This is a genomic window from Vibrio tritonius (assembly GCF_001547935.1).
GTDB classification, from domain to species: Bacteria; Pseudomonadota; Gammaproteobacteria; order Enterobacterales; family Vibrionaceae; genus Vibrio; species Vibrio tritonius.
Map to the genome: position 1 here is coordinate 2,551,005 of NZ_AP014635.1, position 18,519 is coordinate 2,569,523.

General features: G+C 45.0%; 21 protein-coding genes. 12 read left to right on the plus strand and 9 right to left on the minus strand.

Features of this window, described 5'->3' with window-relative positions:
- Window positions 1-52: 52 nt before the first annotated feature.
- The 3 genes from thiI to pomA form a co-directional block, all read right to left on the minus strand.
- On the minus strand, window positions 53-1,501 hold the full coding sequence (thiI, locus tag JCM16456_RS11295; RefSeq protein WP_068714379.1) for a tRNA uracil 4-sulfurtransferase ThiI: 1,449 nt from the start codon (window positions 1,499-1,501) through the stop codon (window positions 53-55).
- 188 nt (window positions 1,502-1,689) lie between these two features.
- Window positions 1,690-2,673, minus strand: coding sequence for a flagellar motor protein MotB (locus JCM16456_RS11300; RefSeq protein ID WP_068714381.1), 984 nt, complete (start codon window positions 2,671-2,673; stop codon window positions 1,690-1,692).
- Between the two features lie 17 nt (window positions 2,674-2,690).
- Entirely contained in the window at window positions 2,691-3,455 is a 765-nt protein-coding gene (gene pomA, locus JCM16456_RS11305; RefSeq protein ID WP_068714383.1) for a flagellar motor protein PomA, read from the minus strand.
- A 600-nt stretch (window positions 3,456-4,055) separates the two neighbouring features.
- On the opposite strand from pomA, the gene xseB reads away from it, so the two are divergent.
- The 3 genes from xseB to dxs are packed head-to-tail and all read left to right on the plus strand — an operon-like array spanning window position 4,056 to window position 7,086.
- Window positions 4,056-4,298 (plus strand): exodeoxyribonuclease VII small subunit, encoded by a 243-nt coding sequence (xseB, locus tag JCM16456_RS11310; protein WP_068716050.1) that lies wholly within the window; start codon window positions 4,056-4,058, stop codon window positions 4,296-4,298.
- Between the two features lie 17 nt (window positions 4,299-4,315).
- Complete coding sequence (gene ispA / locus JCM16456_RS11315; protein ID WP_068716052.1) at window positions 4,316-5,200, plus strand: (2E,6E)-farnesyl diphosphate synthase; 885 nt, start codon at window positions 4,316-4,318, stop codon at window positions 5,198-5,200.
- A gap of 20 nt (window positions 5,201-5,220) precedes the next feature.
- A complete protein-coding gene (gene dxs / locus JCM16456_RS11320) occupies window positions 5,221-7,086 on the plus strand; it encodes a 1-deoxy-D-xylulose-5-phosphate synthase (RefSeq protein ID WP_068714384.1) in 1,866 nt (621 codons plus the stop codon).
- Window positions 7,087-7,310: 224 nt separating this feature from the next.
- On the opposite strand, the gene truC is transcribed toward dxs, so the two are convergent.
- Together truC and JCM16456_RS11330 are read right to left on the minus strand one after the other, a co-directional pair.
- A complete protein-coding gene (gene truC, locus JCM16456_RS11325) occupies window positions 7,311-8,036 on the minus strand; it encodes a tRNA pseudouridine(65) synthase TruC (RefSeq protein WP_068714385.1) in 726 nt (241 codons plus the stop codon).
- Window positions 8,030-8,350 carry a YqcC family protein gene (locus JCM16456_RS11330; protein WP_068714386.1) on the minus strand — a complete coding sequence of 107 codons (321 nt, stop codon included), beginning with the start codon at window positions 8,348-8,350 and terminating at the stop codon, window positions 8,030-8,032. Before JCM16456_RS11330 ends, truC begins: the two co-directional genes overlap by 7 nt.
- Before the next feature lie 166 nt (window positions 8,351-8,516).
- On the opposite strand from JCM16456_RS11330, the gene JCM16456_RS11335 reads away from it, so the two are divergent.
- On the plus strand, window positions 8,517-9,554 hold the full coding sequence (locus JCM16456_RS11335; RefSeq protein WP_068716055.1) for a DUF3549 family protein: 1,038 nt from the start codon (window positions 8,517-8,519) through the stop codon (window positions 9,552-9,554).
- A 4-nt stretch (window positions 9,555-9,558) separates the two neighbouring features.
- Entirely contained in the window at window positions 9,559-9,864 is a 306-nt protein-coding gene (locus JCM16456_RS11340; RefSeq protein ID WP_068714387.1) for a DUF3301 domain-containing protein, read from the plus strand.
- On the opposite strand, the gene JCM16456_RS11345 is transcribed toward JCM16456_RS11340, so the two are convergent.
- Window positions 9,815-10,345: a GNAT family N-acetyltransferase gene (locus JCM16456_RS11345; protein ID WP_068714389.1), complete on the minus strand. Its 531-nt coding sequence runs from the start codon at window positions 10,343-10,345 to the stop codon at window positions 9,815-9,817. The genes JCM16456_RS11340 and JCM16456_RS11345 overlap by 50 nt on opposite strands.
- 882 nt (window positions 10,346-11,227) lie before the next feature.
- On the opposite strand from JCM16456_RS11345, the gene JCM16456_RS11355 reads away from it, so the two are divergent.
- Together JCM16456_RS11355 and JCM16456_RS11360 are read left to right on the plus strand one after the other, a co-directional pair.
- Complete coding sequence (locus JCM16456_RS11355; RefSeq protein ID WP_068714399.1) at window positions 11,228-11,527, plus strand: hypothetical protein; 300 nt, start codon at window positions 11,228-11,230, stop codon at window positions 11,525-11,527.
- Window positions 11,524-11,973: a YaiI/YqxD family protein gene (locus JCM16456_RS11360; protein WP_068714401.1), complete on the plus strand. Its 450-nt coding sequence runs from the start codon at window positions 11,524-11,526 to the stop codon at window positions 11,971-11,973. Before JCM16456_RS11355 ends, JCM16456_RS11360 begins: the two co-directional genes overlap by 4 nt.
- Before the next feature lie 135 nt (window positions 11,974-12,108).
- Here JCM16456_RS11360 and ykgO read toward each other — a convergent pair whose 3' ends face one another.
- Together ykgO and JCM16456_RS11370 are read right to left on the minus strand one after the other, a co-directional pair.
- Window positions 12,109-12,234: a type B 50S ribosomal protein L36 gene (gene ykgO / locus JCM16456_RS11365; RefSeq protein WP_010319082.1), complete on the minus strand. Its 126-nt coding sequence runs from the start codon at window positions 12,232-12,234 to the stop codon at window positions 12,109-12,111.
- A gap of 49 nt (window positions 12,235-12,283) precedes the next feature.
- Window positions 12,284-12,529 carry a type B 50S ribosomal protein L31 gene (locus tag JCM16456_RS11370; protein WP_068714403.1) on the minus strand — a complete coding sequence of 82 codons (246 nt, stop codon included), beginning with the start codon at window positions 12,527-12,529 and terminating at the stop codon, window positions 12,284-12,286.
- A gap of 132 nt (window positions 12,530-12,661) precedes the next feature.
- Here JCM16456_RS11370 and tsaA point away from each other — a divergent pair, with 132 nt between their 5' ends.
- The 5 genes from tsaA to JCM16456_RS11395 all read left to right on the plus strand — a co-directional run bounded on the left by tsaA (window position 12,662) and on the right by JCM16456_RS11395 (window position 16,477).
- Complete coding sequence (gene tsaA / locus JCM16456_RS11375; RefSeq protein WP_068716056.1) at window positions 12,662-13,357, plus strand: tRNA (N6-threonylcarbamoyladenosine(37)-N6)-methyltransferase TrmO; 696 nt, start codon at window positions 12,662-12,664, stop codon at window positions 13,355-13,357.
- 98 nt (window positions 13,358-13,455) lie between these two features.
- Complete coding sequence (locus JCM16456_RS11380; RefSeq protein WP_068714405.1) at window positions 13,456-15,171, plus strand: proline--tRNA ligase; 1,716 nt, start codon at window positions 13,456-13,458, stop codon at window positions 15,169-15,171.
- A 153-nt stretch (window positions 15,172-15,324) separates the two neighbouring features.
- Window positions 15,325-15,978 carry a tellurite resistance TerB family protein gene (locus JCM16456_RS11385; RefSeq protein ID WP_068714407.1) on the plus strand — a complete coding sequence of 218 codons (654 nt, stop codon included), beginning with the start codon at window positions 15,325-15,327 and terminating at the stop codon, window positions 15,976-15,978.
- A gap of 101 nt (window positions 15,979-16,079) precedes the next feature.
- On the plus strand, window positions 16,080-16,286 hold the full coding sequence (locus JCM16456_RS11390; RefSeq protein ID WP_068714408.1) for a YaeP family protein: 207 nt from the start codon (window positions 16,080-16,082) through the stop codon (window positions 16,284-16,286).
- On the plus strand, window positions 16,286-16,477 hold the full coding sequence (locus JCM16456_RS11395; protein ID WP_068714410.1) for a DUF4250 domain-containing protein: 192 nt from the start codon (window positions 16,286-16,288) through the stop codon (window positions 16,475-16,477). Before JCM16456_RS11390 ends, JCM16456_RS11395 begins: the two co-directional genes overlap by 1 nt.
- A gap of 66 nt (window positions 16,478-16,543) precedes the next feature.
- Here JCM16456_RS11395 and JCM16456_RS11400 read toward each other — a convergent pair whose 3' ends face one another.
- Window positions 16,544-18,400, minus strand: coding sequence for an FAD-dependent oxidoreductase (locus JCM16456_RS11400; protein ID WP_068714415.1), 1,857 nt, complete (start codon window positions 18,398-18,400; stop codon window positions 16,544-16,546).
- Window positions 18,401-18,519 lie beyond the last annotated feature (119 nt).

An 18,519-nucleotide genomic window follows, 5' to 3' on the forward strand; every position in this document is an offset into this window, starting at 1 on the left:
GATGTCAGCGGCGTTACAAAATGACGTCAAATATATGAATTTTTTCTATCGATTAAGGACGATACACTTTCACGTTATTGAAACCTTGTTCTTTCAAGTACAACGCTTGCAAGCGACTCATCACACCACGGTGACAGTAGAGCAAGTAAGTCTTCGATTGGTCAAGATCACCAAACTTAGTCGAAAGCTTATAGAAAGGAATATGTGTAACTTCAACCCCTTCGATTTCTAACGGGTTATCTTCTTCTTCGTCTGGGCTGCGAATATCCAAAACCACAGCTTCGCTTTGAACAACGTTGACCAATTCCACTTCAGGAACCGCTTCTTCGCTCTCTTTCGCGATATCACGAATGTCCATTTGACGGGCGTTGTAAACCACTTGCTCAAGAATACTGAAGTCAAACTTCGCTTCTTCTGCTTCCAGTTTCGCTTTTACCGCTTTCACTGTTGGCTTACGAGAAATCACACCACAGTATTCAGGCATAGTTTTCGCGAAATCTTCAGTACCGATCTCGCGGGCCAGATTAATGATGTCTTCTTTGTCCCAGTTAATCAAAGGACGCAGAATCAAAGAATCCGTTACCCCATCGATATGACGCAAGTTGGTCAGGGTTTGACTCGATACTTGGCCTAACGCTTCACCAGTGACAAGCGCTTGAATATCAAATTTCTCAGCAACCATACCTGCAGCGCGCATAAACATACGTTTGAGCACCACGCCCATTTGACCGTCGTCGACTTTTTCTAGGATTTCCGCCACAACAGGTTCAAAGTCGATAGCAAGGAAACGAACCTTGGCTGATGAGCCATATTTGTTCCACAAATAGTGCGCGACTTGTTTTACGCCAATTTCGTGTGCTGGACCGCCTAAATTGAAGAAGCAGTAATGTACTTTTGAACCGCGTTTAATGTGCAGATAGCTAGATACACCAGAGTCAAAACCACCAGAAATTAAGCTCAATACGTCTTCTTGAGTTCCAAGAGGGAAGCCGCCTAGACCTTTGTAACGAGCAATAATTTGGTTGAGTAGCTCATCTTGTACTTCAACATTGATAGTCACATCAGGTTTTTTCAATTTTACTTTTGCACTTTCAACTGCTTGATTTAAGCCACCACCAACGTAGCGTTCAAGCTCGATAGACGTAAAGTCATGCTTACCACGACGTTTGGCTCGCACCACAAAGGTTTTACCTTCAATGAGGCCGCGACTGCGCTCAAGCACTTGCTCGTAAATGTTGTGTAAGTCGGTAAAGGTTGACTGTTGAACTTCCAGTACATGGTGAATACCTGGAGTGTGAGTCAAAATTTCCAATACTTCTGCGTAGAACGTATCGCTATCTGCAGCCACTTCAATATGGTCGCGACGATTAAATACCGCTACACCTTCTGTTCTACGTTTGATAATGATGCGAATGTTGCTTTCGAGAATCTTTGTGAAGCGCTTACGCACAGATTCACTTTTGACATAAATTTCTGGATGTGGCTTAACAATAAATTTCATAAGTATATTCGCAATCTAAGTAAAACGTCAGGCAAGCGGAATATGTACTCACTCAAACCATTTGGCAGAGGTACATCAAGCGCTACCGCTAAGGGGGCGCGATTATACACGATCTCTTCAGTTCGAGGAAAGCCTATGAAAAAGGCAAGCTCGAAAGCTTGCCTTATTTAATTGAAAACCAGTATGTTTTACTGATTAGCGCTGTTGGTCGTCGTACCAGATTCCCCCGGTAATGATGGAACTTCTTGGCTGAACAATGGCTCACCCTGCATAATGCTGATCTCGACACGACGGTTTTCAGCACGATGCTCAGGCGTATCATTAGGAACCAAAGGCGCGGTATCGGCAAGACCACGCACCTGTAGACGCTGATGATCAAACCCTTTTACCTTTTCCATTTCCTGAGCGACAGAAACTGCACGCTGTGACGACAAATCCCACAACGAGCGATAAAGCTCAGAATCAATCGGTTGATTATCTGTATGACCCGTAATGCGTATTTTACCCGGTATATCTTTTACTAACTCAGCAATTTGGCGCACTAACGGACGAAATTTAGGTTGTAAAAACGCCGAGCTAGAAGGGAATGCCCCTTTCTCTTTGATACGTATTACAATTTGTTGACCTAGGTTCTCAACCTCAATGGCACCTTCTGCTATTTCTCGTTGTAGCGCTTTTTGGATCTTTTCAACTGTTGCCTCAACTTCTTCCTCAGACATCGCTTCAGACTGTTGCTGCTGTTGTACTGAATCGACGTTCTGGTTATTTTCCGTTGATGTTTCGGTTGATTGACCACCAGTGAGTTTACCTGCATCACGCTGCGTCCCACCAGCCCTATCATCATCGCCTTCTTGAAACTCTAAGGTTTGTTGGGTGATATCGATAGTCTGCTGCATGATCACATCGATAGGGGTAGGTTCAGGGCGTCCAGGGCGAAATTCTTGCGCAATAATACTGGTCCCTTTAGGGATATCTTTTACTTCCAGTTTGTTTTGCACCCCGAAAGCAAACTTCATTGAACCAGCAATCTGTTTGAATTTCAGTACGTCCATTTCTGAAAACGAAAGGAGCAGTACAAAGAAACACATCAACAGTGACATCAGATCGGCAAATGTCCCTAGCCATGCAGGTAACCCAGGGGGGGGACATTTACATTTTTCTTCGTCATCCATACTTCACTTCCACTTTTCTATTCGTTATCTACATCAAGAATACGTTTACCTTCATTGAGGTAGTTTTTCAGATAGCTGTCGATAACACGTGGGTTTTGGCCGTCTTGAATGGCAAGCACCCCATCCATAATTAAACGGCGGTTTAATGTCTCTTGTTCACGACGCAAGGCGAGTTTGTCGGCAATTGGGAAGAACACCATGTTTGATAGAACCGCACCATACAAGGTCGTTAACAGTGCTACCGCCATCGCTGGACCGATAGATTTAGGGTCATCCATGTTTGACAACATCGCTACCAACCCCACTAGCGTACCAATCATTCCCATTGCAGGCGCAACGTCACCAAACGCGCGGAACACATTACCACCGTTCTCATGGCGTTCATTGGTTAAGGCGATGTCCTTTTGCAGCGTTGAACGTACGACATCCGCATCATGTCCATCCACCAGTAAATCAATGCCTTTTTGCATAAAAGAGTTAGTAATCTCCATCTCTTCTAGTGCAAGAAACCCGCCTTTACGAGCTGCATCGGCCATTTCTACAACTTTTGCAATCAAATCTTCAGGCTCATCAGCCTTAAACATAAATGCTTTACCAGCAATCTTGGCAGCACCAAAGAATTGACCCATGGTAAATTTCATCATGACCACAAAGATCGTACCGCCTACCACGATAAGAATGGAAGTCACGTCGATAAACATCGACAAACTACCACCTAAAATCATCGCCATGATTACGAAGCCTAGGCCACCAATTAGCCCTAACAGCGTTGCTAAATCCACGAAGTGCTCCTCTGCGACTGTTCGCCTCTATTTCGTTTCTCTACTATTATCGGCAAGATTATCAAATCCTTAAGCCAATAACATCAAAAGGACAGAACATACACCTCCTGACACAACTTAAAGCCTAATGTGCCAATGGTAGTGATCTATTTTTTGTTTGAACGAATTGAGTATATATCCAAGGACATTCGATGTGCAGGTTTTAGAGTCATCAAAGCAAGCGCAGTTCAATCAATGTCACATTCACTGCAAATTATTTCGCTTGTTAGTCTCAGTCGACATCAATAGTGTCATCAAATCTAAATCCCTGTTCCTAACTGTAAGTCATTTAGACAAATGCTGAACGCAGACTGACATAAAATTCAAACTTTTCATTTTAAATACGATTAAATACGCCTTACCCGAAGTCACTCTTCTTGTCTTTACACAAAAAAACGAAGAAAAATGCACCAAGGGAACCAGTATCTCTCGGTTAGCTGTATTTTTTTTTACAGAGATGCTAACGAACTTGCTCTATTTGTGACAAAATTGCTCGGTTAAATTTGACCGTAGGTATTCCCTAAGGTAACTTTCGTGCATCTTTCTCAAGGTAAAATCATTATGGCGAGCAAAAAACCGGAAAATATGTCCTTTGAAGAAACCATCAGTGAATTGGATCTTCTCGTTGAACAACTCGAAAACGGGGACTTAGTTCTGGACGAAGCGCTGAAAAAATTTGAACGCGGCATCGCTCTAACTCGCTCAGGTCAAGCTAAGCTTGATGAAGCCGAACAGCGCGTCAGCATTTTGCTCAGTAATAATGATGATGCCCCATTGACTGATTTTGCCCAAGAGCAAGAATGATGGAAGAAAATATTTCGATGAATGAGGCTTTAACCTCTTTACAGAAAAGAAATAATCAACAACTTGACCATTGGTTAAACCACCTACCAAACCAGCAGCTGAGCCTGATAAAGGCAATGCGTTACGGTTTACTGCTCGGTGGCAAGCGCGCACGTCCATTCTTAGTTTACATCACAGGCCAAATGCTAGGGTGTCGCTTAGAAGACCTTGATACACCTGCTTCCGCCATTGAATGCGTGCACGCCTACTCGTTAATTCACGACGATTTACCGGCGATGGATGATGATGAGCTGCGCCGCGGTCAAGCTACCTGTCATATCAAATTTGATGAAGCGACTGCCATTTTAACCGGAGATGCTTTGCAAACTCTGGCGTTTACCATTTTAGCTGAAGGCGCTTTATCTGATGATGGTGAACAGCAACGAATTAAAATGATCCAGATGCTTGCTGAGGCTTCGGGAGCACAAGGTATGTGTCTGGGCCAAGCATTAGATTTAGCGGCAGAAAACCGCTCAGTTACTCTTGAAGAATTGGAACACATTCACCGCAATAAAACCGGCGCTTTGATGCGCTGTGCTATCCGTCTCGGCGCTTTAGCTGCTGGAGAAAAAGGCGTGGAGGTGTTGCCACAACTCGATCGCTATGCCAATGCCATTGGCCTAGCTTTTCAAGTTCAAGATGACATTTTGGATATCATCAGCGATACCCAAACTCTCGGAAAACCACAAGGTTCCGATGAACAATTACACAAAAGCACCTACCCTGCCTTACTTGGGTTAGAAGGGGCTATGGATAAAGCGCATACTCTGCTGCAAGAAGCGCTTCAAGCATTAGAAGCGATTCCTTATAACACTGAGTATCTCGAAGCGTTCGCACGATACGTTATCGAGCGCAAGAACTAACACTATAAGCGCGCATCACTATGACTCTTGATATTTCAAAGTATCCAACGTTAGCACTCGTTAACACACCGGAAGATTTGCGAAGCCTGCCAAAGGAGGTTCTGCCTCAACTGTGTGATGAGCTGCGTGAATTTTTGCTTAACTCCGTTAGCCAATCCAGTGGCCACTTAGCGTCTGGCCTTGGCACGGTTGAATTAACTGTCGCTCTTCACTACGTATACGACACCCCTAATGACCGATTGATTTGGGACGTGGGCCACCAAGCCTACCCGCATAAAATCCTCACAGGGCGTCGCGAGCAAATGTCGACTATTCGCCAAAAAGATGGGCTACATCCCTTCCCTTGGCGTGAAGAAAGTGAATATGACACTCTGTCTGTTGGCCACTCATCCACTTCTATCAGCTCAGCGATAGGCATGGCCGTTGCTGCAGAAAAAGAAGACAGCGGCCGAAAAGTCGTTAGTGTTATTGGCGACGGTGCAATTACTGCAGGAATGGCATTTGAAGCAATGAACCACGCAGGTGGTATTCATCCAAATATGCTGGTTGTTCTGAACGATAACGAGATGTCTATCTCTGAAAACGTTGGCGCATTAAATAACCACCTTGCTCAGTTGTTATCCGGTAACTTCTATACCTCCATTCGCGAGGGAGGCAAGAAGGTCCTGTCAGGCATTCCTCCGATTAAAGAGTTAGTGCGCCGTACAGAAGAACATCTTAAAGGCATGGTTGTCCCTGGCACCTTGTTTGAAGAGTTAGGTTTCAACTACATTGGCCCGGTAGATGGCCATGATGTACTAGAGCTAATCAAAACCATCAAAAATATGCGTGAGCTAAAAGGCCCACAGTTTTTGCATGTGATGACCAAAAAAGGCAAAGGCTATGAACCTGCGGAGAAAGATCCGATTGGTTACCATGGTGTGCCTAAGTTTGATCCCAACGCGAATTCATTGCCGAAAAGCAAATCCACCAGCCCGACCTTCTCGAAAATCTTTGGTGATTTCTTGTGTGATATGGCTGCGCAAGATCCAAAACTGCTGGCGATTACTCCAGCTATGCGCGAAGGCTCAGGTATGGTGCGCTTTTCTAAAGAGTACCCAGAGCAATACTTTGATGTTGCGATTGCAGAGCAACACGCAGTAACGCTCGCAACGGGGATGGCAATCGGTGGTTACAACCCAATTGTGGCGATTTATTCCACCTTCTTGCAACGTGGCTACGACCAATTGATTCATGATATTGCCATCATGAATCTCCCTGTGATGTTTGCCATCGACCGTGCAGGGCTTGTGGGTGCTGATGGACAAACTCACCAAGGTGCGTTTGATTTGAGCTTTATGCGCTGCATTCCAAACATGACCATCATGGCACCAGCCGATGAAAACGAGTGTCGCCAAATGTTGTACACCGGTCACTTACATCAAGGACCTAGTGCCGTACGTTACCCTCGTGGTACCGGCATGGGCGTTGAGCTTGAAGCACAGTTTACAGCCTTACCTATCGGTAAAGGCCGCATGATGCGCCAAGGTGAAAAGGTCGCAATTCTCAACTTCGGCACCTTCTTACCTAGTGCTTTGGCAGCTGCAGAAGCGCTAAATACAACAGTCGCAGACATGCGTTTTGTTAAACCACTTGATGAACAGCTCATTCGCGATTTAGCCGCATCTCATGACGTGCTGGTAACTCTTGAAGAGAATGCCATTGCCGGTGGTGCTGGCGCTGGGGTGATTGAATTTATGATGAAAGAAAAAATCATCAAGCCCGTACTTAACTTAGGCTTGCCTGATCACTTTGTTGCACAAGGTACTCAAGAAGAACTGCACGCAGAATTAGGTTTGGATGCCACTGGCATTGAGCAGGCGATTCGCGAGTATCTTGCCCGTTAAGAGTCTTTCTTACCTAGAAGATTTTCCAAACATTATCACATCGGCCTCAATAATTTTGAGGCCGATTTTTCATGTCTAAAATATCACGACTACTGTAACTTCAGTGCACCAGCTCCTTCCCCAGTCCTCCCTCTAAAGAAGGAGGGGGCCGATCGAGTTCGCTGTGACTATGCAATCAATCTAGACCTCGAAAATAACGGTGAGCACCAAAATCACAGCGTTCTCTATAAATGTGGGTTAACCCATTCAAACTCGGTAAACAACCTCAGCCACGTTTCATCAAACCCAGCTCGAATCACGGTGTCCGCTTGAGTATATGGATGAACAAAACGCATTTCACTGCAATGTAGCAACAAGCGGTGAGAGTCATACTGCTCCCGATATAAACGGTTATGGCGCCCTTCTCCATGGCAAGTATCCCCTACGATCGGGTGCCTTAAATGTGCCATATGGCGACGCAGTTGATGTTTGCGACCCGTCTTGGGTTTCAATTCCACCATGCCGTAACGCGTCGTCGGGAAACGTCCAGTAGAGTGTGGGACCTCTACCACACTCAATGGTCGATATTCAGTAATGGCCTCTTGCGCTTCTTTATCTTGATTGGCTTTTTTGTCGGCGATCTTATCCAGTTCTTCTTTGAGGGGATAATCAAGGGTGCCCTCTTCCGCTACCCAACCGCGCACGATGGCGTGATAGGTTTTTTCCATTTCATGGGAAGCAAATAACGGCATCACATCACGCGCGACATCGCTAGACAAACCAAAAATAAGCACACCAGAGGTAGGACGATCAAGCCGATGCAACGGAAACACATGACGACCTAGTTGGTCACGCAATGTTTGCATTGCAAAAACGGTTTCGTGCTTGTCCAACCATGAACGGTGTACCAACATGCCTGCAGGTTTGTTAATCGCAACAAAATGCTCATCTTGATAAACGATCTCTAGCATAGGTGACTTGCCTCATCGATACTACGAATAACTCTAATCACCGCCAGAAACTCAGGCTGCTCGATCCAAGCTTGCTCAAAATAAGGCGTTAATGAAAACCCATTTGGCACCTGTTCTCTTGCCAGCAGTTCACTCATTTTAGGGATAAAAATCCACTGCAGCCATTCGTGAGGCTCTAGGGTATCTAGGGCAAAAGGTTCACGACTCTCCAACGCTTGCGCAGAAGGAGCAAAAGCTTGCCACACGCCAGCGCGCTGAAGCTCATATTCAAGCTCATTTAAAGCGTGTTCTAATTCAGTCAAAGGCGTTGTCATCGGCTATTCCATCATCATGGTTATCATTAGTTGAGTAAGGGATTTACCTCAAAGCAAGGCATGGTATGCAGTTATAGCAAAAATGCAATGGTTGGAGATCTGTTTGATCGCGCGTGAGTATAGGTTAACATGGGCCCAGCAAAGCAAACTTGAGCCGTAAATGTCCATGGAAAACCTTCAAACTCTGAGCCAACTGTTAAAAACCAGTGGTAACCATTACAAAGTATTCGACCTTGGTCGACGTATTCAATGTCTTGATAACGAGCAATTTGCCCAAGTTGAACAAGGATACCAACCCTATCCATTTCCCGTTCAACGTACGGCTCAATTAGCCGTTGCCTACTGGAATGATAGCCATCAACCATGGATTTGGTTTCTTAAATTCGAATTAGATGAACGGGGTCTATTACAACAAGCACATATTAGCCAGTTTATTCAGTATGTGATTGAAGCGATGGGTTCACGTCTGACTAACGAGTTAGATGAAGAGCAACAACAAAAACTCAGTAATAATCCATTTACCTTCAAACCTAATGAAGACAAAATGGCGATGTTTCATAGCTTGATTCGCGCTCACTTAGGCTTGTCGTGCAGTCAATACTACGAACACGCTCAGTTCTACTTTACCGGCGGCTTAGGTTGGGAAAAATGGCAAACGGTCGGTTTGCAGGGCATCACCGATATGTGTGCTCGTATTGGCCAAGAAAATAATGGCGTGGTATTACGAAAGGCACTGCGCCACTTACCAAACCAACCACTTTATGCACTGTTGGGTGCTTTAGAACATATTGATTTACCTGAAAAACTCTCAGATCGTTTAACTGAACTCGCACAAGATCAGATCGCATCAGATCAACCTGATCTGTTTTTACTGTCTGCCTTAGTTCGCGCTTTAGCCGGTGCGCCAAATCAGCAACTTGAACAGTTGGTCGACGCCTTGTTGGCGACACCGATATTAAGCCATCAGGAAATACTTATTGGGATTGCGGGGCGATCTTGGCGCGTACTTGCAGAAACAGGACGTGCACAACGCTTTTTACTTCGCTTAGCACAAACAGGAAATCAAGACTTATTCAATCACCTCTTTGCCGACTTAGTGATGCTTCCACCGCTACGCATGGTTATTTTGCCGCTCCTTCACTCCAGTCCATCACCAGAGCTGACTCAAGCATTGATGGAATTACAGCGCAAAACTAAAGGATAAATAAATGGAGCATCTGCTTAATCTATTGCTGGTGTGTTTGGTCTGCTTTGCTTTTTGGCAACAACGTCGCCAATCTGAGATCGCAAAAATGGTGATTCAGCGCCAATGTAATCAACTTCAGCTCCAGTTGGTTAGCGTAGCATTTGGCAGGCACCATCTAAAAACGCCACAAGGGACGTGGCGTTGGCATACTGTGTATTGGTTTGAATTTTCTTCTCTTGGCGACGACTGCTACCAAGGTCAGCTCACTATGTACGGGTTTAAAGCGGGTAAGTTTCACCTACCACCACACCACTTACCTCAGCTTTAGTCACTTGGTGCCATTCAAAACGGTAAAATTGACCAAAATCGTCTTCATCGACACCAACCATGGTAAACCCAAGTTTGCGTAAAATAGCAATGCTCGCATCGTGGCCGATGTTCGCAGTGGCGCTCACATGAGTAAGATTCAGCTGTTGGCACACATGAGGAAAATAAGCTTTTAACGCCTCAGTTGCCAACCCTTTTCCCCAATAGGCTTTATCAAAAATATAAGCTAATTCGGCTTGCTCACGTATGTCAGTTTCGACATACACATGCCCCATATATTCGCGATTGTAGTTATCTAACACTGCCATCGCATGATATTCAGGATCCCCAATCACTCGCTGAAACAATTTACGGGCAGAAGCCACGGTTTTAGGTCCATTCATTTGCGCGCGGTTTTTAACACAGCAATTAAGCATCAGAAATTCAGACTCTAATGCTTCTGTGTAAGGAATCAACAACGTCCTACGTGTCACTATGGTCAACGGACAATCCTTGTGAGATACAAACTCAAATAACACACGTTCCTTTCCCTGATAGAAAAGAAACACTTGTGGAAAAATGGATACGTATTTTGTGCCTTCTAACGGAGCAATGAAGGTATCTAGATCAAATTATACCCAAGTAACTTCAAGATGCAGAATTAAGAAAAGCCCCGATACCAACGTATCGGGGCTTCATTCTTACTCGCAGCAATCCGGCTACTATTCGTGCTCCATGCATCATCCATAATAGTGGCATCATCCTTTTGCCTCATCCTCGCATCGCCATCCTAGCGGTGTCCGAACTGTCCTTGATGCGATGTACAATCCTACATCGCGCTCATCACTTGTTCCTTGAGCGGTGTCCATTCCATCATCCTGATGGTTTCCCCCGTCCCTTGGTTGATCCTTCGCAATCCATGCCAGCTTATAAATCCGTATAAACTGCAGTATCCAAACTGAATCCAAACCATCCATGTTGCGGTATATCCTCATACCGACTCTTCATCCTGAAGACGCCCAATTCCGTGGCGATTTATCCGTGTCAGTTTCCATCCGACCCCTTCAATCTACCCCTTTATGGTAGATAAACAATGCACTCTCAGCAGAAAATTCTACACGCCTATCACCCAAACACAACAAAACCAATAAAAACAATAACTTAGTCACGTACTAAGATAACAACAATAGAATAAAACGCCTTTATCCTACGTAATATGTAAGAGATATCTCACAAGCAATATCCACTTTTGCTACTCAATTGCATATTACTGTTTGTGACACAACACCACTTTGCTCTCAAATTAGTCGAGGTACACAGCCAAACACTGCATCTTTACTGGTTTTCAGTATAATAGCCAACGCCGTTTTAGATAAGGAAGCCTCATGCTCACAAAAGACGTATCGGAAGAACTCAAGGCTATTTTTGCCAGTTTAGTCGCTGAAGGGAAAGAGCCGAGTATTGCCCTAGTCAAATCTCGTCTTAGCACCCCAGTTCCTATGCCTGCGCTCATCACTGCAATGCGCAGTTGGAAGAATCAAGCCAAAGTACCCAAAATTGAAGTAGCAGAACCACAACAAGAGCAATCGAATGAACAACGAATTGCAACGTTGGAATCTCAAGTAACAGAACTCATCAATCGAGTGATGACGTTAGAAGCAAAACTAGCAGGAAAAGCGGAATGAAAATTTGGGTTGATGCCGATGCGTGTCCAAAAGTGATTCGCGAAACACTAGTACGCGCTGCCGAGCGTACCAATTTTGAATGCACTTTTGTTGCCAATCATCTCGTGCCAGTACCAAAGCGCGCCAACATCCGCACCCTGCAGGTCATGAGTGGATTTGATGTAGCCGATAATGAAATAGTCGTTCGAGTTGAAGCTGGCGATTTAGTGATTACCTCCGATATTCCATTAGCAGCAGATGTGATAGCCAAAGGTGCTCATGCGCTCAGTCCTCGGGGGGAGCTGTTTACTAAAGAGAACATTGGAGCTCGTCTTAATATTCGCGATTTTATGGATACCATGCGCTCTAGCGGCATTCAAACCGGTGGTCCAGCGGCACTATCACAAACGGAACGTCGTGAATTCGCAAGCCATTTAGACAGACTTATTGCCCAAGCAATGAAATGAGTCTATACCCAAATGATCTCAATATGCAGAAACAGCATCTTGAGGTTACTCAGGTATAAGCCCTCGATAATAGAGGGCAGACTCTCTCACTTTTGAAGAAGTTCTTCCAAGGGCTTACATTAACTTGGTTAGAGATTAGCGCTGAACCGCTTTAAAACGAGGGTTGGTTTTGCAAATCACGTACAAACGTCCACGACGCTTTACGATTTGGCAATCTGGGTGACGACTCTTGGCGCTTTTTAGCGAACTTAACACTTTCATAGTAACTCCGAATAAAATATCAATATTTCAATTAGTTAGATGATTGGCGTTATTTAAACATACCAAAGCGGTCTTTAAATCGTGCAATACGCCCTTGTTGAGTCGCTACACGTTGTTTACCGGTATAGAACGGGTGAGATTCTGAAGAGACCTCAATCGTTACGTATGGGTATGTTTTTCCCTCAAACTCAATCGTTTGTTTTGTTTGAACCGTCGACCCCACCACAAAGTAATGGTCGATACTCGTATCGTGGAAAACCACTTTGCGATATTCGGGATGGATACCTTCTTTCATGTGTTCCTCTTTTCTTTAAATTGTTATGTTATAACATGCTAATTAGAAATCATTATCAACTAGGATTGCAAGCGATTTATCCATAAAACTGTGATATTTTTTGCGCTGGTCCTTTTTACACACTTAGCCAATATGTACACCATTGAACCTGTTGCTTTCATTGAAAGCCCTTATCAAGAAAAGTTTGCCGTTCCCCGCCAACCTCGACTGGTACCTTCTGCAACCGGCCGAATCAAATTATTAGGCGAGTTGAATTGTGCTGAAGCCATTCGAGGCATCGAGCAATTCAGTCACTTATGGCTGCTATTTTTGTTTGATCAAAACTTAGACGCTGGCTGGAAGCCGACGGTTCGCCCACCTCGTTTAGGGGGAAATGAACGTATCGGTGTTTTTGCCTCACGTGCGACATTTAGGCCCAATGGCATAGGTATGTCTGCGGTTGAACTAAAAGGCGTAGTGAAAGAGAATGATCAGTACTATTTAGAAGTTGGTAGTGTGGACTTGGTCAATAACACTCCAATAATTGATATAAAACCCTACGTTCCCTACTCCGATGCGATTCCCGATGCGAATGGGGGCTATGCCTCTGAGGAACCTGAAACCTGTCAGGTTAAATTCAGTGATTCTGCACTCAAAACTTTGGCATCCCGTCTTAACGGCGCGACAGAGCAAACCGTGATTGAGCAAGTCCTAGCCCAAGACCCTCGTCCCGCGTATAAGAAAAACAAACCAGACAGCAAAGAATATGCAGTAAATTTGTACGATTTGAACGTCAAATTCATGGTTGAGAACAAGTTAGTGACAGTTACTGCGATAGACCTCTTTTGACAAAGGCATTTGACTGATATTATTAGCGGCTAACAATGAATGGCTCGTCGCACTGAACACGGCGAATCCCCTTAAACTTTGATGAACGGATACCATAAATGCGTACCAGTAAATATCTTCTTTCTACTCTGAAGGAGACTCCAAACGACGCAGAAATCGTGAGCCACAAACTCATGTTGCGTGCAGGTATGATCCGTAAGTTAGCTTCAGGCCTATACACCTGGCTACCTACTGGTCTGCGCGTACTGCGTAAAGTCGAAACTATTGTTCGTGAAGAAATCGACAATGCAGGGGCAATTGAAACCTTAATGCCCGTTGTGCAGCCGTTTGAACTATGGGAAGAGACTGGACGTTCAGAAAAAATGGGGCCAGAGCTACTACGCTTTACTGACCGTCATACACGTCCGTTCGTATTGAGCCCAACCGCAGAAGAAGTGATTACTCACCTTGTGCGTAACGAAGTAAGCTCTTACAAACAACTTCCAATCAACTTGTACCAAATCCAAACTAAATTCCGTGATGAACGCCGCCCACGTTTCGGTGTAATGCGTGCTCGCGAATTTTGCATGATGGATGCATACAGCTTCGATTTGGATAAAGAAGGCCTACAAAAATCTTACGACGCAATGCACGCAGCGTACTGCAATGCATTTAACCGTATGGGGCTTGATTACCGTCCAGTACTTGCAGACAGTGGCGCAATCGGTGGTAACGGTTCACAAGAATTCCATGTGCTAGCAGAAAGTGGCGAAGACGTCATTGCTTTCTCTACTGAATCTGACTACGCAGCAAACTTGGAAAAGGCAGAAGCCGTTGCACCAACAACTGAACGTGCAGCGCCAACGCAAGAAATGACGCTAGTTGAAACACCAAACGCGAAAACTATCGCTGAATTGGTTGAGCAACACGGTCTACCAATCGAAAAAACAGTTAAGACTCTGTTTGTTAAAGCATCTGATGCGATTGACGCGCCAATTGTAGCGCTATTGATTCGTGGCGACCACGAACTAAACGAAGTGAAAGCAGAGCACTTAGACGAAGTCGCTGCGCCATTAGAAATGGCTGAAGAAGCAGAAATCCGCGCTCTTATCGGTGCAGGTCCTGGTTCACTCGGTCCAGTTGGTTTGACTCTCCCTGTAATTGTTGACCGTTCTGTCGCTGTAATGAGTGATTTTGGTGCTGGTGCAAACATCGACGGTAAACACTACTTCGGTATCAACTGGGGTCGTGACGTTGAACTCGGTAAAGTTGCTGACCTTCGTAACGTAGTTGAAGGTGACCCAAGCCCATGCGGTAAAGGTACATTGATGCTTAAACGTGGTATCGAAGTAGGTCACATTTTCCAATTAGGTACGACCTACTCTGAGAAAATGAACTGTGGCGTATTGGGTGCTGACGGTAAAAATACCATTCTAGAAATGGGTTGTTACGGTATCGGTGTTTCACGCGTGGTTGCTTCAGCTATCGAACAAAACAACGATAAATATGGCATTATTTGGCCAGATGCGATTGCGCCTTTCCAAGTCGCTATCGTTCCAATGAACATGCACAAATCTGAACGCGTTAAAGAAGCTGCAGAAAAGCTGTATCAAGAGCTTAAAGACCTTGGTGTAGACGTGCTGTTTGATGACCGTAAAGAGCGTCCAGGGGTCATGTTCTCAGATATGGAACTGATTGGTGTTCCTCATACTATCATCATCGGCGATCGCAGCATGGATGAAGGTAACTTTGAGTACAAACATCGTCGCACTGGTGAGAAAAAAGCCGTCGCGATGGACTCAATCATCGAACACATTAAAGCGCAATTGGCTTAATCGCTTCATTCGCTTTTCCAAAAGGTCGGGTCATCCCGGCCTTTTTTGTTACATCTTGCAATCATTTCCTCTCCCTAGATTAATCTTCAGTTCATCTTCATCCACTTAGACTGGTCAATAAATACTCTAATCACGTGGAAAGGTAGTAACAATATGGATTTAAAACAGCTATTAAACCAAGCGTTAAACTCAGACCTCGTACAGCAAGGTCGACAAAAGGTCAGCCAAATCAGTCAAAATACCGATAGTAATCAATTAAAAACACTCGGCTTAGGTGCTGCTGGGGGCGGTCTAATTGGCCTGTTAATGGGCTCAAAAAAAAGCAAAAAATGGGGTGGCACTGTACTTAAAGTCGGTGGCGTAACAGCATTAGGTGCATTGGCTTATAAACTCTATAACGACCATCAGAAAAAGCAGACACAACCAGCACCAGCAATCGAGTTCGACGAAACCAACCCTCGTCATGAACTGTTAATCCTTAAAGCAATCATTGCAGCAGCGAAAGCGGATGGTCATGTTGATCAAACTGAAATGGCGCAAATTGAAGAAGCGATGCAAGCTCTCGGTGCGGACAGTTCCGTTCAGACATTAGTTGAACAAGAACTGGCAAAACCTAGCGACCCAAGTGAAATTGCCTCTCTAGCACAGTCGCCGGCTCAGGCAGCAGAAATTTATCTCGCTTCGCTCGTCGTCATTGATGAGCAAAACTTTATGGAAAAAGCCTACTTAGAAGAATTAGCCAAACAGTTGAAGCTAGACCCTGAATTAGTTGCATCACTGAAAGAACAGGTTAAGAACAATAATTAGCCAATCGATATTGAGATTTGCTACAACTCAAAAAAGGCCGTCTTGCCTTCAGTCTGAGCTTGTGTATAGTTGAGAGCAGTTATCATTTATAGGATAAAACCATGCAAGTTTATGACTGTTGCGATTTAGTTCGGTCTCTTTACGCTCAAATTGGTAGTGGTGATCAAGCCTATGTGCCCAAAGCTATAGACTGCACTCTGCGAGCTCTTAACGAGATTGCAGCCAACACTGAACTGGATAAAGAGACAAGAGAGAAAGCGGCCTTTGCTGCAGCCAACTTGTTGATTTCTGACTTTGAGGATGAGTAATGAATCTCGCTAATTTTGAATCGATGGATCCCATTTTGCTTTTCAGCCTAATCAACACCAAACTGCGTGATGATTTCGCGGGTGACCTAGACAAACTCGCTCGTTATTACGACATTGATCGTAGCAAGCTTGAAACCAAACTGGCTGCTGCCGGCTTTGATTTTATGCCAGAGACGGGCCAGTTCCGCTAAACAAAAACAGTAAAAGCGCCAACTGGCGCTTTTTGCTTAACAGGTGCTTGCAACGACAAAATATGTCTAGTTAAGATGAACATCATAATCCGTTGCGTAACGGCGTAACTTACATTGATTACCTTCATGGCAGCCACAACTCAAGCAACGTTTCGCCTCATTATGAACTTGCTCTGCGGTAAATCCCGTTTCCACCTCATCAAATGTCGTGAGTCGTTGATCCATTTCGATCTCTGGCATCTGTGCTCGGAAAATTCCCTGCATCGCCAACTGGTAGTTGATCTCTTTGATCGGCGCGCTACTGCCACGAGCCATATTTTTTAAGCTCTGTTTTAGCCGCTCTACGTGATCTTTACGTACCAAATTTTCAGTCCGTGGTACATTTTTTGAACGGAAAGAGCGAGTATAAAGCGGCTCCATATCGCCACCAAGATACTCATCAATTCCCTGAGCAGCCGCACGAGCATCCGCAATCGCCTCAATCGCTGTGGCTGGGCCACGACGAAAATCACCAATCGCGAATATATTTTCTACCCCAGAGAACATACTCTTTTCATCGACATTGATCGTATTACGCCGACTCATGTTGAGATGAATGCTCTCCCCTTCGAGAAAACGGGTATCGGTCTGCTGTGATACCGCAGCAATAACCGTATCAAATGCGACAATTTCCGTTTCGCCCGTCGGTTTAGGTGAACGTCGGCCACTGGCATCAGGTGCACCTAATTCCATTTTTTCTAGGACAACATGTTTTACACGTCCCTGATCATCAGCCACGTTTTCAATCGGATTGGTCAGAAAACGGAACTCAATACCCTCATGTTCCGCTTCATCGACTTCGTATGGTTCGGCAGGCATTGCATCGCGAGTACGGCGATAAATCAAGGTCACTTCGGCACCACGACGTAGTGCTGAGCGAGCGCAGTCAATCGCTGTATTACCGCCCCCGATCACCGCGACTTTCTTACCGATATCTAACTTGCGTTCTAATACATTGTCTTTTAGAAAATCCACACCAAGGAAACAGCCATCTAAATCGCTGCCTTTGTAATCCATAGCACTGGCTTGAGAAGCACCAACCGCTAAACAAACCGCATCATAATCGTGGCTTAGTGAAGACAAGGTAAAATCGTCACCGAGCACATGATGGGTATGCAGTGTCACACCATGCTGGCAGAGCAAATCGATTTCTTGATCCAAAATGGCTTTTGGCAAACGAAATTCCGGAATACCGTAGCGCAGCCACCCACCCGCTTGCGGCATAGCTTCAAAGATATCCACATCATAGCCTTCGCGACCGAGAAAATAACCGCAACTTAACCCGCCAGGGCCAGCACCGACAATCGCTACTTTTTTGCCTTTCTCAGCTTTACGCTCAGGCTGGAACGAGCGATATGCAGCGATATCATAATCGGCGGCATAACGCTTTAGCTGGCGAATAGCCAGCGGCTCATCCACATTATTGCGCAAACATTTATGCTCACAAAAAGCTGGGCAAACACGACCAATAGAGAGCGGCATCGGTAAGGTATTTTTAATCACCTTCACCGCCTGCTGAAACTCATTTTTTGCAATAAGAGAGAGATAGAGCTGCACATCAACCTTGGCCGGACAAGCAACCTGACACGGTGGCAAACTGCAGGTGATGTTAGGGTTTTCTAACAGCGTTTCGAGAATGTGTTTACGACGTTGTTCAATTTTGCTGCTGTTGGTTGTGATTACCATGCCTTCACGCGGCTGGCAATCACTGGCACTCGTTAAACCAACACCATCAATGTCGACATCACACAAACCGCAATACCCACTCACACCATCTGACCCACACAGGCACGGAATAATCACACCACACTGCTGGGCGGCACTGAGTAAACTTTGATTAGCTTCAACTTGGAACGGTTTTCCATTAAGGGTAATTAAGACCATAGCAATCCTCTAAATAGACTGACATAGGGAAATACACCCGCAGTCCGTTCCTATTTGGGGACTGATATTATTATCGCTCGAGCAAGAATCCTCTTTGTAGAAGTTTGGGGTTATCCCAC

Excerpts from the sequence above, each read along its gene's own strand:
- JCM16456_RS11390 (WP_068714408.1), top strand. The coding sequence starts at position 16,080 with ATGCAAGTTTATGACTGTTGCGATTTAGTTCGGTCTCTTTACGCTCAA.
- JCM16456_RS11360 (WP_068714401.1), top strand. The coding sequence starts at position 11,524 with ATGAAAATTTGGGTTGATGCCGATGCGTGTCCAAAAGTGATTCGCGAA.
- JCM16456_RS11335 (WP_068716055.1), top strand. The coding sequence starts at position 8,517 with ATGGAAAACCTTCAAACTCTGAGCCAACTGTTAAAAACCAGTGGTAAC.
- xseB (WP_068716050.1), top strand. The coding sequence starts at position 4,056 with ATGGCGAGCAAAAAACCGGAAAATATGTCCTTTGAAGAAACCATCAGT.
- JCM16456_RS11370 (WP_068714403.1), bottom strand. The coding sequence starts at position 12,529 with ATGAAAGAAGGTATCCATCCCGAATATCGCAAAGTGGTTTTCCACGAT.
- truC (WP_068714385.1), bottom strand. The coding sequence starts at position 8,036 with ATGCTAGAGATCGTTTATCAAGATGAGCATTTTGTTGCGATTAACAAA.
- dxs (WP_068714384.1), top strand. The coding sequence starts at position 5,221 with ATGACTCTTGATATTTCAAAGTATCCAACGTTAGCACTCGTTAACACA.
- JCM16456_RS11395 (WP_068714410.1), top strand. The coding sequence starts at position 16,286 with ATGAATCTCGCTAATTTTGAATCGATGGATCCCATTTTGCTTTTCAGC.
- thiI (WP_068714379.1), bottom strand. The coding sequence starts at position 1,501 with ATGAAATTTATTGTTAAGCCACATCCAGAAATTTATGTCAAAAGTGAA.
- JCM16456_RS11355 (WP_068714399.1), top strand. The coding sequence starts at position 11,228 with ATGCTCACAAAAGACGTATCGGAAGAACTCAAGGCTATTTTTGCCAGT.
- JCM16456_RS11380 (WP_068714405.1), top strand. The coding sequence starts at position 13,456 with ATGCGTACCAGTAAATATCTTCTTTCTACTCTGAAGGAGACTCCAAAC.
- JCM16456_RS11300 (WP_068714381.1), bottom strand. The coding sequence starts at position 2,673 with ATGGATGACGAAGAAAAATGTAAATGTCCCCCCCCTGGGTTACCTGCA.
- JCM16456_RS11400 (WP_068714415.1), bottom strand. The coding sequence starts at position 18,400 with ATGGTCTTAATTACCCTTAATGGAAAACCGTTCCAAGTTGAAGCTAAT.
- JCM16456_RS11385 (WP_068714407.1), top strand. The coding sequence starts at position 15,325 with ATGGATTTAAAACAGCTATTAAACCAAGCGTTAAACTCAGACCTCGTA.
- tsaA (WP_068716056.1), top strand. The coding sequence starts at position 12,662 with ATGTACACCATTGAACCTGTTGCTTTCATTGAAAGCCCTTATCAAGAA.
- JCM16456_RS11330 (WP_068714386.1), bottom strand. The coding sequence starts at position 8,350 with ATGACAACGCCTTTGACTGAATTAGAACACGCTTTAAATGAGCTTGAA.
- JCM16456_RS11340 (WP_068714387.1), top strand. The coding sequence starts at position 9,559 with ATGGAGCATCTGCTTAATCTATTGCTGGTGTGTTTGGTCTGCTTTGCT.
- ykgO (WP_010319082.1), bottom strand. The coding sequence starts at position 12,234 with ATGAAAGTGTTAAGTTCGCTAAAAAGCGCCAAGAGTCGTCACCCAGAT.
- ispA (WP_068716052.1), top strand. The coding sequence starts at position 4,316 with ATGAATGAGGCTTTAACCTCTTTACAGAAAAGAAATAATCAACAACTT.